This window comes from Flintibacter sp. (assembly GCF_046973065.1).
Genome location: NZ_JBKVXZ010000002.1, coordinates 154,691 through 170,034 on the forward strand (window position 1 = coordinate 154,691; position 15,344 = coordinate 170,034).

Consider the following 15,344-nt stretch of genomic DNA (forward strand, 5'->3'; position numbering starts at 1 on the left):
CTGGCCATTGCTCAAAATTTTCTCTACATAGGTGTTGTCGAAGAAGCCCTTAATGAAATCGCCGCGCTCTTTTCTGCCCTCATGGGCTTCAAAGAACGCGGCGATCTCGGCTTTATGGTCTTTTAGGGCGTCGCTGACGCGGAGCAATTCTGTTTTCTCGCTGTCCTCGTGATAGTAGGGGATGTCCGTGCGGGCATTAAAATCATGGTGGCTGTTTTGAAGTCCGGTAGTACCGGATGTCCCATCAACAGGGGCCTGCGGGGGTGCTTCCCCGGCAATCAGTGGATCACTTACACGTCCGTATAGACTAGCTCCGTCAGCGCCATTTCCTCCGCCGCTGCCCGGATGTTGTTCATCAGGCCCACCCACTTCATCTGATCGCTGGCTTTCAGCTCCTCCGTCACGCCCTGCTCCCGCGCCATCCGCGCCGTCAGCTGCTCCACCATCTCCGTGGCCTGCCGGTCGATCTTCTCCAGATGGGCGTTCAGCCTGCCGCTGAGGAGCATCCCCGTGTAGTAGGCGTTCCTGTGGGTCTGAAGGTAACTGCGCCGCAGCATCCCATATTTTCCTACCTTCGGGGCCTCCGGCGCTTCCAGATTGGGCAGACGGTAGTCGCCCTCCGTTCGATATGTCAGTTCCATGTTCAATGCTCCTTTCCTGTTTTGTCCTGCTATCATGATACGGCCTGTTTGGAGTTTGCGCAAATGTGCGATTTTCCCTTTGCTCTGCCCGGTACAGGCTCAAAACCGTGCTGGCGATCTCCCGCAGGGGCATTTCCGCAATATCGCTCACCGCGCCGCCCAGGATGGACAGGGTTTCCGGGGTGTCAAAGTCATAGACATGGGCGAAATCCTCGCCGCTGAAATAGTCCATGGGGTCGATGCCGCACCGGGTCAGCATGATAAAGGCCACGCTGCTCTCCACCAAGCCCCTGAACCATGTTTCGGTACTGAGGTCATCCAGTTCTTCTAGCAGGCTGCCCTCTTTGACGCCCCGCAGCTCCGTGAGGTAGTCGCTAAAGTTGTCCTCCACGATGACCTTCGCCGTTTCCAGAAGGCAGGCGGCAAGACCAGAGCGGTCCGGGAACTCGCCATAGCTGTTCTCCAGCGCCTCGATCACCGCGTCCTCATACCGCGGCTCCATCTTCCAGATGGGGATGGTGCGCCCCTGGCGGCTGTTGGTATCAGACATATCAAAGACATACCGCAGCTTATAGCCCCGGTCTGTATCCACCAGCAGGGCGATCCCCCTGGTGCCCTGGTTGACATAGCGGCCATGCTTGTTCCAGAAGTCGATCTGGGCGCAGGCGGTGGCGTCCGGCTTCTGCGCGTAGATCAAAAGCTGGTCACGGAAATTGTACTTGAAGTTGTGGGCGGCGGTGGTCAGGAACGCCATATAGTTCCCGCTGTTGGCGGAAATTTCGCGGGTCTTTTGCGCTGCAAGCTCTACAATAGAGTCCAGTTTTTTCGCCACGCTCTATCCCTCCGTTTCCTCATAAGATTGCAGCAGGCCCTTTGCTGCCGCGGCGATTTTAGAGATGCGCCCGGTGAGCTGGGCGACGGTGGCCCTGACCTCTGATCGTCGCGCCGCGTAGAAGTAGCCTGCATCGGCGCTGCAAATGGGGTGGCCGTCACAGCGCAGGCGGTTGACCGCCCGCCGCAGCTCCGTCCCGCCGACATGAAACGCGGCCTCCAGCTCCTTGCTGGAAGCTGCGTTCTCCTGTCCCTTGTGGTATTTCTTCAGGTACGCGCACAGGGCCTCATCAATGGATACGCCCTTCATCGGGCCTCGCCTCTGTCCTGGCGGCGGGACTGGATGGGCCGGCCACGCTTATTGTATCGGTTCGGGTCGGCGGCAGGGGATGTCCAGCCCAGGGTCGCCCCGGCCAGCATTGCCGCCGCCTGCGCCCTGGTCACGCCCATATCGCCGTTGAGTACATCCGCCGTCTGCTGGGGCGTTTTCCCTTTGAAATGGGCCATGGGGGACACCTGATACCCCGGCTTGTACCGCTCTATGGCGATCAGCTCACCCGATGACGGCTGGACGGTAAAGCACTTCTCCGGCAGGGGCGGCGTCAGAGGGATCACCTCGTTGTGGCACCGCTCCATTTGCTCGGCAAACTGGCAGATGTGAAACAGGCTGTCCCAGCCGTTGCCCACCTCCACATGGCAGTCATCAATATAGCGGCAGGTCCGGTCGATGGACGCGCAGCCTTCCCGGAGAATACGGACCTGTCCACCGTCCGGGATGCGGAACAGTTCCTTGTAGTGCGGGTCGATGAACCGGATGCCCTTTTCAGCCTGTTCCATGTGCCGGTCCAGCCAGTCGCGGCGGTAGCAGTAGAGAAACAGATTTTCCTTCCCCTTGTAGGGGTGCAGCTGGATCAGGCAGGCATACTGCGCCGTGTCCGCCCGGAAGCCGAACGCAAAGCCGCTATCGTAGCCGCTCTCCTGGTGTCCCCGGCAGAAATCCCGCATGGCGTTACGGCTTTTTAGAAACCCGCCGTACTGCTCGTCCCCCACCAGGGCCTCCAAAACCTCCTCAAACTCCTGCTGAAAGTCCTCGGTGTCCAGGCTTTCCCGGTGGCTGGTCCACTTGGGAAAGAAGCCCTTGCCGTCCTCGCCCATATCCGCTTGAAGGTGCCCGACACTCCCGGTCTGGCCCTCGATCTGTGTGCTTTGCTTGGCGATATAAAGCCGCTCCGCTGGAGCAGCGGCGCGAAAAGTCAATTCCATACGATCACACTCCTTGTCAACAAGAAGGCGGCCATTAGCTTCCCACTGATAGCCGCCTTCTCTCTATACGATATTGATAGACCTTCTACCGGGCGTTGCCCCGGTCGTGGCGCTTGGGCTTGATGGGCTGCCCCTGCTCGTCATAGTTTTTCGGGTCGGCGGCTGGCACCTCCCAGCCGAACAGGGAGCCGGCCAGCATCGCCGCTGTCTGCGCTTTGGTCACGCCGCCGCGCTCGTTACACTCACTTACGATCTCCAGAGCCTCCGCCCGGTCATGGCCGTACTTGTCTGTACGGTAATAGCCGCTCTCGCCCTTTTTGACAATAATGATTTCATCACTGCTGGGCAGCACAGCATAACACTTGTCCGGCAGGGTGGAACGCATGGGAATCACCATGCCGCCTGTTTGCTCCAGCCGCTCCGCAAACTCCCGGATAGAATAAACGGTGCTGCCCCACTCGTGGGACAGTTCCATGTGGCCGGCGTCGATATAGCGGGCGGTGCGGTCACGGGTGCCATCTCCGCCTGTGATAATGCGGATCTGCTCCCCATCCGACACCCTGAATTTCTCTTTGCCGTCCGTGGTGACAAAGCGGATGCCTTTTTCGGCTTCCTTCATGTGCCGCTCCAGCAGGTCCCGGCGGTAAGCATAGATATATGCGTTATCCAGCAGCTCGGATGGCGTACAACGGAGTAGATAAGCATGGTAGTCGGCATCAACGCGGAACAGATATTCGGGGCTTTGTATGATGCGGCTTTCCTGGTTGTTCAGGCAGTAGGCAATCATCGCGGGGATATTCTTCAGCACAGGGCCATATCGCTGGTCTGATCGGAGCATTTCAATCATGGCATCGAGTTCCACCGAGAACTCCGGTGTTTTCCATGCGGGGTCCCAAATGTCCCAATGGCTGTAAAACGCCGTGCCGCTATCGTCCAATTCAGCAACTAAGATACCCGGACTTCCGCACCGCTCCATGATCGGAATACACTGCCGCTTGGCGTATAGTCGTTCCGTGGGTGTCGCAGGCCGCAAAGTCAGCTCCACTATCGCTCACGCTCCTTTACCTTCGGCTGCTGTGCAGGCTGTGTCAGTCCGGCCTCATGCGCCCGCCAGTAGTCGGGATGGCATACTCGGATGGTATCATCAATACATTTGCTGTATTCTCCGGGGCCAAAGTATTCATTGACCGGCGCGGTGTAAAGCCCTCTGTCCATCAACTCCCGAAGGACGATCTGCGCGTCGCTGTCCTCCTCAAAGCACAGATAGCCGCCTTCCCAGAACCCGTACCGCTGGGCGGTGGGTGATAAATTCCCGGCCACAAATTCCCGCGCCACCATGATCCCGCCGTGGCTGGCTGTGGAAACATCAAAGAAACCGGGGCAGAGGGTCTTGCGGGTCTGGATAAGCCCCCAGGGAGAATAGGCTGGCTCATAGCTCATTCCCGCTCACGCTCCTTCCCCGATTTCTCCGGCTGTTCGCCGGAGCGTTCCTGCTTTGTCATCTGGTACTCCAGTTCCGCCCCGGCCCGTTCCAGAAGGTCCTTTTTAGCGGCCAGGAGATCGGAGTGATAATGGCCCCAGTAGTAGTAATCACTTCCCTGACAGGCCCATGTCACAAACATGGACCGTTCCGCTATGCTCACACCCAGCACGAACTCGGTGGTCCCGATGTGGATGGAGTCGGTGATAAGATAGCCGGCGTTCATACGGCTGCCCATATCAGCGGCCCTCCCTGTCACGAGAGTTTCGTTCCTTTTCAGCCTGTCGCAGCTCCAGGTAATGCTTTGCCCATTTGGGCAGGTCCTCCGGGGCGATGACGCCGAGAATGTCGCTGCGCTCAAACCGCGCCCTCTGCCCGGAATACAGCTCTGTGCAGTAACAGGCAGTGCCGCGGCTGTTGGGGTATGCGCCGGAGCCGCTGGTACACAACTGGAGCTGGCAGGTGGCGTGGCGGTATTCCCGGCGCAGCACCTCCGGGCGGATCACCACGACTTTGCCCCGGATGTCCTCCTGGTAACTGACCTGTTCACAGTCCTCGGCGGTGATGGCCGAATTGGGGATGCCCTGAATTTTCGGGCCGTTCAAGGCGATACGGGTCTTTTCCGCCTGTTCCGCCACACGCTCCCCAAACAGCTTTACCAGTTCCGGGTAGTCATCGCTGACCATGACCTCGGTATAGTTTGCGAATATCTCATGCTGCTGGCAGAACGCGCATACATACCGCTCATCCTCCGGCGCTGATGGATTTTCCCCCAGCACGATCTCCCGGTCGCCAATGTGAAGCGCATGGATGATCTCATAGTCCCCGGCCATACGCTTTTCCTGATCTATGTCCATTTGAAGTCCTCCTTCCAAAAATTTACGCCGCTCTGTGTCCCCAAAGACAAAGAGCGGCGTATGTAAAAGCCGGTTGTTTCAGCCGTGAGCCATCAGCTTCAACAGCAGGTCGTTCACCGGCCCAGCGTCCCGGCCCTGGGCGGTCAGCTTGTTCCGCCAGTTCATCAGGTACATCCGCACAAGGCGGCGCTCCGCGTCCGTCAGTTCCAGATACACTTTCTTTTCCCGTTTGAACATTTGAAACAACTCCCTTCTCTCTGCCCATATCGTACAGGAAAAGGAAAATGGTTTCAAATGTGCGAATGGGTATGTAAGCGGCCCGCTGTGCGGGCCGCGGGGGATGCGCTTAGCGCCAGATGATAGCCTGCACCCAAGCATTCATAGTCCAGGAATAATCGCTGCCCCACACCTCGTCTACGCCCAAGGCATGAGCTTGGTCGGTAAACACGCCGGTGGTATGGGCATAGTAGTAGGCCATCATGGTCTGCACGGTAGGGTCGGTGATGGGCTTGGGGTTGCCCCAGGTCTGGCCCTCCAGGGACCAGCCCATGCCTTTCCCGTGCTCGGCACAGAAGCCGATAGTGCTTTTCTGGTTGTAATCGAAGGTCATCTGATGGAGCCAGCAGGTCCCCAGGCTGGGAGATTCATAGTGGACGCCATTGTGGGTGCAGTCCTCCAGCTTGATAGAGCTGGGGGCGTCCGCCGCCAACGCCGCGATGGGCAGCAGGCCCAGCATACACACCAGCACGAGCAGCAGGGCCGTCATACGGGTGAGAAAACGGTTTTTCTTCATCAGTGAAAAACTCCTTTCCGTTTTTGGGCATAAGAAAAGGCCCTCCAGCCTGGGGCTGAAAGACCTCTCCGTGTCCGTGTTCAGTTCTCAATTATTCGTAGGGATTGTGGGTGTTTGGGCGACCCACGAACAGGTAGCAATAGGTCACGCTGCCGCTCTCTGTCACGCCCACGCCGATGCTGTCACAGTCCGGCTTAATCATAGTTTCAAAATGGCCGGGGGAGTTGAGCCAGTTGTCCAGGGCGTGTTGAGCGGTGTCCTCCGTGGAAACGCCGGTAAACACAGTCAGATTTACGCCGAAGCCATAGGGATAGCCGCAGGCCAGGGCCGCCTCGCATTCCTCCTTGGTGTGGTGCCAGGTGTACTTCTTATCGGAAATGGTTTGGGCGGCGCTCATCAGGGCCTCACTGACAGGCAGTTCCGCCACACCGTTCTCCCGGCGCACCTCATTGACCAGCCGTACCAGCTCCAGCCGCACATCCAACGCCTCTCCTTGGTCGGGGCTACTCTCGACGGTGGGAGCCTGCGGAGCATGGGAGCCAACGGTCAGCGTCAGGGTGGCGGTTTCCCCGGTCTGGTTGGAGACGGTGATCTCCGCGCTCCCTTCCGCTTTGGCAACGGCTGTCCAGAAGTTCATCACCTGTTCCACCTCCACCGTGTCCGGGTCGCTGGAAGTCACGGTGTACGCCGGCCCGCTGGGGCCAATCACCAAGCCGCTGCGCTCTCCCACCTCCAGCGTGGTGCCCTTGTAGCTGCCTACCCGGATGGGCTGATCCTCCGCCGCCCGCGCGGGGAGAGCCAGGGCAGCGGTCAGGGCTGTGCAGGCAAGGACTGCGGTAAAGCGTTTCAGACTGTTTTTCATCATGGAATGACCTCCTTATGATAGATTGGGATGCCGCTGTCCCAACCGTACCATAAGAGGGCAAAAACTGTCTAAGGTGCGATTTTCTTTTCAGCGGGTGGTTATGACACCTCCACGGCTCGGACCGCCCAGCGGTAGGCGCTCTGGTTGCGGACACAGGTAAAGAGGGTGATGCAGTTCTCCGCGGTGGGAGACAGCAGGGAGTTATCCAGTTCGCTGATTTTGTTCACGCTGGTCACGGCGTAGGTACGGGTGCCCAGTCTGGTGGTCAGGGTGATCTTATCTCCCACATCCAGCGTGTGGATCTCCCCAAAATGGTCGTTCACGCCCCTATTATGGGCGGCCAAACAGACGTTTCCGCCCCAAACGCTGGTGTCCTCAAAATGGCCCGCACCCTTTCTCAGCACGGCGCTTCCCGTCCCCTCATAGACCTTCACATTGACATCAATGCTGGGGATTTTTAAGGTGGCGAGGTAGCCGCCCTGATAGTAGAGGTCTGATGTGACCTCCGTGAAGCCGATGGTGGGGAGGACGCTGGATGTGCCGCCGCTGGGGAAGCCGGAATAATCAGGTGGAGCGACGGTGGTGCCGGCGCTGCCATTGATAACGGCACCATCGCCCAGCATATAGCCGGGGGTCAAATTGGGGGTCAGCGGAGTGCCGGTATTCAGGGTGTAGGCGGTGGGGCTGCCAAAGGCGGGCGGGACCAGAACCGCGTTTTTGCTCACATCCACATTGGAAAGCTCACCACGGTCCGCCGTGGCAACAGGCTCCACCGAAGTAGGCTTGCCATACTCCGGATCGCCGGGGGCGGCGATGTCTTACTCTAACGCGCTGGCGGGAACAGCCAGGGCCGCAGTTAGGCACAGCAGAGACAAAAGCATGGTCAGTTTCTTCATATCGTATTACCTCCGTCGCTTGATGAAGTAGAACGCCCCGCCTCCAATCAGCACCGCCGCGACAACGGCCACAACCGGCAGGACGCTGTTCTTCTCTCCGGCCTGGGCCTCCTGCCCGGTGGAATCAGTCTGGTCGGCGGGGGTGTTGGGGTCGGAACTATCTCCGGGGGCCTCGCCGGGGGCGGGGTCCAGGGCCGTGCCCTCGAAGATCGCTACATAGCGGATTTTATTCAGGTTGATACGGCTCACGGTGCCCGCGTAGTCGGCGGTGACGGTATAGCCCTTCACATAGGAGCTGGTGGCGGAGCCGGAGTAGGAGGCCATAGCAGTAAAGTGGCCGTCCCCCTCGGTCTGCCAGTTAACGGTCTGGAGGGTCATGGAATTTCCGCCGTCCTGGATAGTCTTGGGGATATACTGCGTGTCCTGGTTGGCAAGGCCGGGGTAGGTGCGGGTGGCGGTCACGGTTTTGGTGGAGCTGCCATACCCGGCCACCTCCACCTTCACCGTATCCAGTTTCAAAGTCAGCACCCCGGACAGACCATCCTCCGTGATAAACTCCTTTGTCTGCGGCAGCAGGGCCAGCACCGCGCCCATGTCCTTGCTCTTGCTGTTCACGGACACGGTTTCTGTATGCTGGCGGCTCTCGTTGGCGGGGAGTTCCTGTTTCAGCAGATCGATGAGGGTGTAGTGGTAGCCATCCTGGTCAAAATCGGACCGGGGGATGCCGCCGGGGTCATCCTCCGGCCCCAGGTCGTACATCTTTCTGATCTCGGTGCCGTCCTCGCTCCGGGTGACGGCGGTGGGATAACAGGGGGACGGCTGGGTGGGTTCAGACGGGGCGGCGGCAAAGGCGGCAGGGGTCAGACTCATGGAAAGAGCCAGGACGCACAGGAGCCGGGCCGCGTGGGTCAGGGGTTTCCGCTTCATAACAAAACTACCTCCATGTTTTTGATTTTGGGCAGCAAAAAACCTCATGGCTTCCCATGAGGTCCGACAATGCCCATGTTCGGTTTTCTTCGCGCTGTTCTCCAAAGGTTTTTACCGGCTGAAAAAGGATAGACAAAGCCTTTCTTTTCAGCTGGTACAGCGGGTTTCGGGGGAGAGTGTGAGAGGGGGGGAGCGGCAGGCGTACCGGGGCCGTAAAAGGGCAGACTTTCCTCTGGGCGTAAGGTTCATCGCTCCATCTCCCTCTGCCGCTTGCGGTACAGCTCCAAAGCCTTCACGATAGTGTCCTCGATTTTCTGCGCGGGCGTCCCCGGCTTGAAAAACTTGTCGATCCGTTCCCGGGGAATTTTGAATTGCTCCACCTGATTGGGCTTTTCCTCCTGCATGATGGAGAGGATCACATCAGGGTTCAACTTGCCTTGCTCGGAAAAGCTCCGCATTTTGATGGCCTGGGCATGGGATGGGGTGCGGATTTCTCCCTCCATGACCTCCAGCAAGGCGGTCTGCTCGGCCTCCGACAGATAGGACAGCTCCACGGCGGGGCGCAGGGCCATTTGCAACTTGCCGGCTTCTTTCAGCACAGAATTATCCACCATGTCCAGCAGTTCCGGGATAAGGTTGGTTAAGCAAATATAACGGTGAATTTGGGTTTTGCTATCAGGAGATTGCTCTGCAAGTTCTTGATTTGAGCGCATCCCTAACTTCGTCCCCAGTGGGGACGAAGTTAGATCCCGCCGCTGTCCCTGTCGTTTCATGGCCTCTAACTTCATTTTATAAGCAAACGCCTTTTCTGACGGCAATATCTGTTCCCGCTGAAGGTTGCTGTCCACCATGACAATGATGGCTTCATCGTCCGTCAGCTCCCGGATAATACAGGGCACCGTAGGCAGGCCCGCCAGCTCTGCCGCCCGCTTGCGCCGGTGGCCGGACACCATCTGATAACTGCCGTCCGGCATGGGACGGACCAGCGATGGGACCAGGACGCCATATTGCTTTACACTGTCCGCTAGTTCCACCATACTTTGATCCATCCGCACCTTGAATGGGTGATTGGGAAAGTCGCTGATCTCCGCAGCAGGCAGGTCGGTCACATAGCTGCGCTGGGCATTGTTCCGTTCTTCCTGGGTAGAGAATAGGTCGTTATAGGCCTCGTTCAGCCCCAGGTCGATTGCGATTCCTTTGTTCAAGGGCAATCACCTCCTTCACCAGTGTGGTATATGCCGCAGCTACCTTCCCTTTGCTGTCATGGGCGAAAATACTCTTGCCCTCCACGCTGCACTCTGCCGCCCGGACAGAGAAGGGTATCTCCGTATTCAATACCCGGAGATTGCTCCCAGTCTGCCGCAGGGCCGCGATGATGCTTTTGGCATTGTTGGTACGGCTATCCACCATGGTCAGCAGAATGCCGTCGATTTTCAGCGATGGGTTGATCTGCCGCCGTACCTTAGCCACCGATCCCAACAACAGCTTCAAACCCTTGGTGGACAGGTAGTTGGCCTGACATGGGATAAGAACGCTGTCCGCCGCTGCCAGAGCGTTGATGGTCAGCATACCCAGCGATGGCATACAATCGATCAGAACGTAGTCATAATCCCGCTTGACCGTGCCCAGGTAGCTGCGTAGCACAAATTCCCGGCTCATGGTGTTCACAAGACTTACCTCAAAACTGGACAGGCCGATGTTGGAGGGCACCAGATCGACACCCTCAATATTTTTCAAGATGCCCCTGTCTTGTGGTGAGAGGATGCCATTGTCCACAACGACTTGCATCAGGTCAGAGATGGTCGTTTCCAACTCGTCCGGGTTCTTCACACCCAGGCTCACTGTAAGACTTCCCTGGGGATCTGCGTCCACCAACAACACCTTTTTCCCTTGCTGCGCCAGTCCAACGCCCAAATTGACCGCCGTGGTCGTCTTACCTACGCCGCCCTTTTGATTGGTAACAGCGATCACTTTGCACTTGTCCATGGGCTACTACCTCCATTTCTTCAGTTGTAGTTATAGCCGTATGTGGCGCTTGTAGCAGCGCAACGACTATGTAAAGTGGGCCGATGGCCCACTAGGAATTTACGGCCTTTCGCTTGTGAGAAGTGCCAGCACATCATTCATGCCTGTGTCGAAGATAAAGTCCTCACTCTTTGCCAGATATTCCTCCATGAACATCTGTGCCAGGGCAGAGTGCTGTTGACAGTCGGTGAAATCCTCTGACGGGGCGATCTCCACAAGGGCGTATATGCCCTCCAACATCTTCATGGCTCCAATGTAGTCGCCATGGCTCACCAGGAGCCGCAGGGCTTTCTCCATGGCCCGCACCATGTCTAGGTCTCCGATCTCCAGAAAAGCGTTCCATAGAGCCTCCGTGCTTTCGCTGGCGGCGCTGCGAACCTCGCTGACCAGCGTCTCAATCTTTCTGTTCTGAGCCTCGTCCTTTTTCCACTTCATGGCTTGTCCTCCTACTGTAAACTCATAGCTGTCAAAAGGGATATAGACGGCTATGTAGGCTTTTGGGCAGGGTGAAAATACTCAGACCGGAAACCGCTCTATTTTTCCATTAGCAGGGGATCGTGCAGTTTTTTTGCCCGATTAGCAAAACACCTCTTAATTTCGATGGAAAAGCAAAAAACCTTGCTAATTGATTAGCAAGGTTTCGGACGGAAAACGGTATGTAGTTCAAAGTGAGTCTGGAAGTAATAATGATTAGCAAAAAATATAAAATTGAGCACCCACCATTCTAGCGAGAAATATGGCGTTTTCTTATGAGATTCAAAAAGTTATAGAAAAAGCACAAAATCTTCGGTTTTCCGAAGATTTTGTGCTGCTAATGGCACCCGCGGGAGGACTTGAACCTCTGGCCTACTGCTTAGGAGGCAGTCGCTCTATCCAACTGAGCTACGCGGGCGAATGGAATTGACGGATTGGAATCGAACTCGAAACGGTACGCTTATGTCTCCGGAGTGGGGCGCTCTATTCCCTACTTAGGAGGCGGTCGCTCTATACGACTGAGCTACAGGGGCATATCAAATAGGCAGAAACCATTGTACCTGTTTTCCGCCCTGCTGTCAATGGGAAAGGGCTGCCGCGCAGGCGGCAGCCCTTCGGCGCTCACTGGATGACCCGTACCCGGATCACATTCTCCAGCGCCGTCACCTCGTCGATGACGCACTGGTCCGCCGGGGCGCTCAGGTCCACGATGGTGTAGGCGTAGTCCCCCCGGGACTTGTTGCTCAGGTTCTCCACATTGATGCCGTCCCGGGACAGCAGGGTGGTGATGCTGGCCAGCATGGCAGGCACGTTTTTGTGGATCAGGCACAGCCGGCACACGCCGCTGCGCTCCTGGCTGACGGCGGGCAGGTTTACGCTGTTGCGGATGTTGCCGTTTTCCAAGTAATCCCGCAGCTGGTCCACCGCCATGACCGCGCAGTTCTGCTCACTCTCCGGTGTGGAGGCTCCCAGGTGAGGCATGGCCAGCACGTGGGGCGCACCCACCAGGCGGTTATTGGGGAAGTCTGTGACATAGGCCGCTACCCAGCCGGTGTCCAGCGCCGCCAGCATGGCATCGTCGTCCACGATCTCGCCCCGGGCCAGGTTGATGAACCGGACGCCCCGTTTCATGGCGCCGATGGCCTTGGCGTCGATCATGCGCTCCGTGTCCTTGGTGTAGTGGATGTGGATGGTGATATAGTCCGCCCGCTTGTAGAGCTCGTTGATGTCCTTCACCACATGGATGTGGCGGTCCAGCCGCAGGGCGGCATCCACAGACAGGAAGGGGTCGTAGCCGTACACATCCATGCCCAGGGACAATGCGATGTTGGCGACCAATGACCCGATGGCCCCCAGGCCGATGACGCCCAGCGTCTTCTTGTACAGCTCCGGGCCGATGAAGGCGGCCTTGCCCTTCTCCACTACGGTGGTCACGTCCACGCCGGAGGCCACCTGCTGCCGGACCCACTGGATGCCCCCGTCCACGTCCCGGGAGCCCATCAGCATGGCGCACAGCACCAGCTCCTTTACGGCGTTGGCGTTGGCGCCGGGGGTGTTGAATACCACGATGCCCGCCTCGGAGCAGCGGTCCAGGGGGATGTTGTTGACGCCGGCCCCGGCCCGGGAGATGGCCAGAAGGTTTTTCGGAAAATCATAGTCCATCAGCTTGGCGGAGCGGACCAGGATGGCGTCCTCGTCTGTCTCCGAATCGGAGACGGCGTACAGCGCCGGATCCAGGCGGTTCAGGCCGACGGGAGAGATCTTGTTGAATGTTCTGATACGGTACATGGCAGAATGCCTCCATTGGGCGGCCCCAGCGGGTCGCGGTACTTGCGGGGGAACGTGCGGTGCTGGCACCGCTTCCGCCGCAGCATCTTCTATTATAGGTAGAGGCCGCCGTCCCAGTCAATGTGCCGAACCGCCAAATCCGCGGCCGGTTGGACTGAAAGTTTTTGGAGAGGTATTACTTTTGGAACGGCCTGGAAAAATACCCCAAAAGGCAGTTCTGCGCCTCCGGAACTGCCGCTTTCCTATGAAAACTGCGGAATCGTCCTGTTTTTTTGAAAAAGCCCCTGAAAGCAGCTTGCAAAAATCGAGAGAACGGCATATAATGCAAAACTGTGTGCAAATCTCGACCGGCGGCCGGAATCGGACGGCCGGCAGGGAGGCCGCGTGTGTTGATCCGCCGCCCGGCGTACCCCACGTGGCCCCTTCATAGAGAAAAGGAGATGGAAGATGTGCAGAACGAACATTTGAGGAACATCGCCATCAACGCCCACATCGACCACGGCAAGACTGCCCCACAGGGCTGACACCCTGCGGGGATCGTTTGATAGAAATGCCCGGCGGAAGCACCCGCAAGGGGTACGCCACATCCGTAAGGCGGCAAAGCCGCCAACGGCCGTGCAGTGAATTCCGCCTCCGCCAAGGTTTTGCCGCAGGCAAAACACTTGTACGCGCCGCCCGGCGCGGCCTTGCCAGAGAAGAAGGAGAAGAGAATTATGCAGAACGAACATTTGAGAAATGTCGCCATCATCGCCCACGTCGACCACGGCAAAACCACGCTGGTGGACGAGATGCTGAAGCAGGGCGGCGTCTACCGGGAGAATCAGGAGGTGGTGGACCGGGTCATGGACTCCGGCGACCTGGAGCGGGAGCGGGGTATCACCATCCTGGCCAAGAACACCGCCATCCGGTACAAGGACACCAAGATCAACATCGTGGATACCCCGGGCCACGCCGACTTCGGCGGCGAGGTGGAGCGCATCCTGAAGATGGTCAACGGCGTCATCCTGCTGGTGGACGCCGCCGAGGGCCCCATGCCCCAGACCCGCTTCGTGCTCTCCAAGGCCCTGGAGCTGGGCCACCGGGTCATTGTGGTGGTCAACAAGATCGACCGGCCCGACCAGCGGATCCACGAGGTGGTGGATGAGGTGCTGGAGCTGCTGATGGACCTGGATGCCACCCCGGAACAGTTGGACTCCCCCATGCTGTTCTGCTCCGGCCGCAACGGCACCGCCTCCTACTCCCCCGACGTGCCGGGCACGGACCTCAAGCCCCTGTTTGAGACCATTCTGGAGTATATCCCCGCCCCGGAGGCAGATGTGGACCAGCCCTTCCAGATGCTGGTCAGCTCCATCGACTACAACGACTTCGTGGGCCGGATCGCCATCGGCCGCATCGAGCGGGGCACCTTGAAGCAGAACCAGGACATCGTCGTGTGCAACTACCACGACCCGGAGGCTGTGCTCCGCAAGGCGAGAGCCACCGCCATCTACGAGTTCGAGGGCCTTGCCCGGAATCCGGTGACCGAGTCCACCGCCGGCAACATCATCGCCATGAGCGGCATTCCCGACATCACCATCGGCGACACCATCTGCGTCCCGGACTGCGTGGAGGCGTTGCCCTTCGTGAAGATCAGTGCCCCCACCCTGGAGATGACCTTCTCCGTCAACGACTCCCCCTTTGCCGGCAAGGAGGGCAAGTTCGTCACCTCCCGCCAGCTGCGGGACCGGCTGTACCGGGAGACGTTGAAGGACGTGTCCCTGCGTGTGACCGACACGGACAAGGAGACTGCCTTCAACGTGGCGGGCCGGGGCGAGATGTCCCTCTCCATCCTCATTGAGACCATGCGCCGGGAGGGGTATGAGTTCCAGGTTTCCCCCGCCCGCGTGCTGTACCAGGAGATCGACGGCGTCAAGTGCGAGCCCATTGAGCGGCTGGTGGTGGACGTGCCCGGCGACTGTGTGGGCGCGGTCATCGAGAAGCTGGGTGCCCGCAAGGCGGATCTGGTGGAGATGACTCCCGTGGGCGAGCGGATGAAGATCGAGTTCCTGATCCCCGCCCGGGGCCTCTTCGGCTACCGCAGCGATTTCCTGACGGACACCAAGGGCGAGGGCATCATGGCCAGCGTGTTCGACTCCTACGCCCCCTACAAGGGCGACATCTCCCGCCGGGGCACCGGCTCCATGATCTCCTTTGAGACCGGCGAATCCGTCACCTACGGCCTGTTCAACGCCCAGGAGCGGGGCACCCTGTTCATCGGGCCCGGCGTGCCGGTGTACGGCGGCATGGTGATCGGCGTCAGCCCCCGGAGCGAGGACATCACCGTCAACATCTGCAAGAAGAAGCAACTGACCAACATGCGGGCCAGCGGCTCCGACGAGGCGCTACGGCTGGTGCCCCCCAAGCAGATGAGCCTGGAGCAGTGCCTGGAGTTCCTGGCGGACGACGAGCTGCTGGAGGTCACCCCCAAGAGCCTGCGGATGCGCAAGGCCATTCTGGACCTCGAG

At 58.8% G+C, this 15,344-nt stretch carries 18 protein-coding genes and 1 tRNA gene; 2 read left to right on the forward strand and 17 right to left on the reverse strand.

Annotation, left to right across the window (positions count from 1 at the left end; genetic code table 11):
* Positions 1–290 precede the first annotated feature (290 nt).
* From ACLTXB_RS01535 to ACLTXB_RS01615, 17 genes are all read right to left on the reverse strand, one after another.
* Positions 291–677, reverse strand: coding sequence for a TnpV protein (locus tag ACLTXB_RS01535; RefSeq protein WP_319022949.1), 387 nt, complete (start codon positions 675–677; stop codon positions 291–293).
* 799 nt (positions 678–1,476) lie between these two features.
* Positions 1,477–1,782 carry a hypothetical protein gene (locus ACLTXB_RS01540; RefSeq protein WP_172698127.1) on the reverse strand — a complete coding sequence of 102 codons (306 nt, stop codon included), beginning with the start codon at positions 1,780–1,782 and terminating at the stop codon, positions 1,477–1,479.
* A complete protein-coding gene (locus tag ACLTXB_RS01545; protein ID WP_412260802.1) occupies positions 1,779–2,735 on the reverse strand; it encodes a hypothetical protein in 957 nt (318 codons plus the stop codon). Before ACLTXB_RS01545 ends, ACLTXB_RS01540 begins: the two co-directional genes overlap by 4 nt.
* Positions 2,736–2,820: 85 nt before the next feature.
* A complete protein-coding gene (locus ACLTXB_RS01550; RefSeq protein ID WP_412260801.1) occupies positions 2,821–3,780 on the reverse strand; it encodes a hypothetical protein in 960 nt (319 codons plus the stop codon).
* Positions 3,780–4,175, reverse strand: a complete 396-nt coding sequence (locus ACLTXB_RS01555; protein ID WP_136890959.1) for a DUF7007 domain-containing protein — start codon at positions 4,173–4,175, stop codon at positions 3,780–3,782. Before ACLTXB_RS01555 ends, ACLTXB_RS01550 begins: the two co-directional genes overlap by 1 nt.
* A complete protein-coding gene (locus tag ACLTXB_RS01560; protein ID WP_009260422.1) occupies positions 4,172–4,453 on the reverse strand; it encodes a hypothetical protein in 282 nt (93 codons plus the stop codon). The genes ACLTXB_RS01555 and ACLTXB_RS01560 overlap by 4 nt, the downstream gene beginning before the upstream one ends.
* A 1-nt stretch (position 4,454) precedes the next feature.
* On the reverse strand, positions 4,455–5,072 hold the full coding sequence (locus ACLTXB_RS01565) for a hypothetical protein (RefSeq protein WP_412260799.1): 618 nt from the start codon (positions 5,070–5,072) through the stop codon (positions 4,455–4,457).
* 78 nt (positions 5,073–5,150) lie between these two features.
* Entirely contained in the window at positions 5,151–5,309 is a 159-nt protein-coding gene (locus ACLTXB_RS01570) for a hypothetical protein (RefSeq protein WP_009260424.1), read from the reverse strand.
* A gap of 109 nt (positions 5,310–5,418) precedes the next feature.
* A complete protein-coding gene (locus ACLTXB_RS01575; protein ID WP_412260797.1) occupies positions 5,419–5,865 on the reverse strand; it encodes a hypothetical protein in 447 nt (148 codons plus the stop codon).
* A gap of 91 nt (positions 5,866–5,956) precedes the next feature.
* Positions 5,957–6,727 (reverse strand): CAP domain-containing protein, encoded by a 771-nt coding sequence (locus ACLTXB_RS01580; protein WP_412260882.1) that lies wholly within the window; start codon positions 6,725–6,727, stop codon positions 5,957–5,959.
* A 101-nt stretch (positions 6,728–6,828) separates the two neighbouring features.
* A complete protein-coding gene (locus ACLTXB_RS01585) occupies positions 6,829–7,503 on the reverse strand; it encodes a class D sortase (RefSeq protein ID WP_412260795.1) in 675 nt (224 codons plus the stop codon).
* Between the two features lie 129 nt (positions 7,504–7,632).
* Positions 7,633–8,553 carry an LPXTG cell wall anchor domain-containing protein gene (locus ACLTXB_RS01590; protein WP_412260793.1) on the reverse strand — a complete coding sequence of 307 codons (921 nt, stop codon included), beginning with the start codon at positions 8,551–8,553 and terminating at the stop codon, positions 7,633–7,635.
* Between the two features lie 245 nt (positions 8,554–8,798).
* A complete protein-coding gene (locus ACLTXB_RS01595; RefSeq protein ID WP_287554976.1) occupies positions 8,799–9,758 on the reverse strand; it encodes a ParB/RepB/Spo0J family partition protein in 960 nt (319 codons plus the stop codon).
* Entirely contained in the window at positions 9,712–10,539 is an 828-nt protein-coding gene (locus ACLTXB_RS01600; protein ID WP_287554975.1) for a ParA family protein, read from the reverse strand. The genes ACLTXB_RS01595 and ACLTXB_RS01600 overlap by 47 nt, the downstream gene beginning before the upstream one ends.
* A gap of 99 nt (positions 10,540–10,638) precedes the next feature.
* A complete protein-coding gene (locus tag ACLTXB_RS01605; RefSeq protein ID WP_287826077.1) occupies positions 10,639–11,013 on the reverse strand; it encodes a hypothetical protein in 375 nt (124 codons plus the stop codon).
* 380 nt (positions 11,014–11,393) lie between these two features.
* Positions 11,394–11,470, reverse strand: a tRNA-Arg gene (locus ACLTXB_RS01610).
* A gap of 203 nt (positions 11,471–11,673) precedes the next feature.
* The gene (locus tag ACLTXB_RS01615; RefSeq protein WP_287554973.1) at positions 11,674–12,840 is read right to left on the reverse strand and encodes a phosphoglycerate dehydrogenase; all 1,167 of its coding nucleotides are present in this window, start codon (positions 12,838–12,840) and stop codon (positions 11,674–11,676) included.
* 386 nt (positions 12,841–13,226) lie between these two features.
* Here ACLTXB_RS01615 and ACLTXB_RS01620 point away from each other — a divergent pair, with 386 nt between their 5' ends.
* Positions 13,227–13,364 carry a hypothetical protein gene (locus ACLTXB_RS01620; RefSeq protein WP_158629787.1) on the forward strand — a complete coding sequence of 46 codons (138 nt, stop codon included), beginning with the start codon at positions 13,227–13,229 and terminating at the stop codon, positions 13,362–13,364.
* A 189-nt stretch (positions 13,365–13,553) separates the two neighbouring features.
* The coding region (gene typA, locus ACLTXB_RS01625) for a translational GTPase TypA (protein WP_428226074.1) at positions 13,554–15,344 on the forward strand (1,791 nt) is incomplete at its 3' end.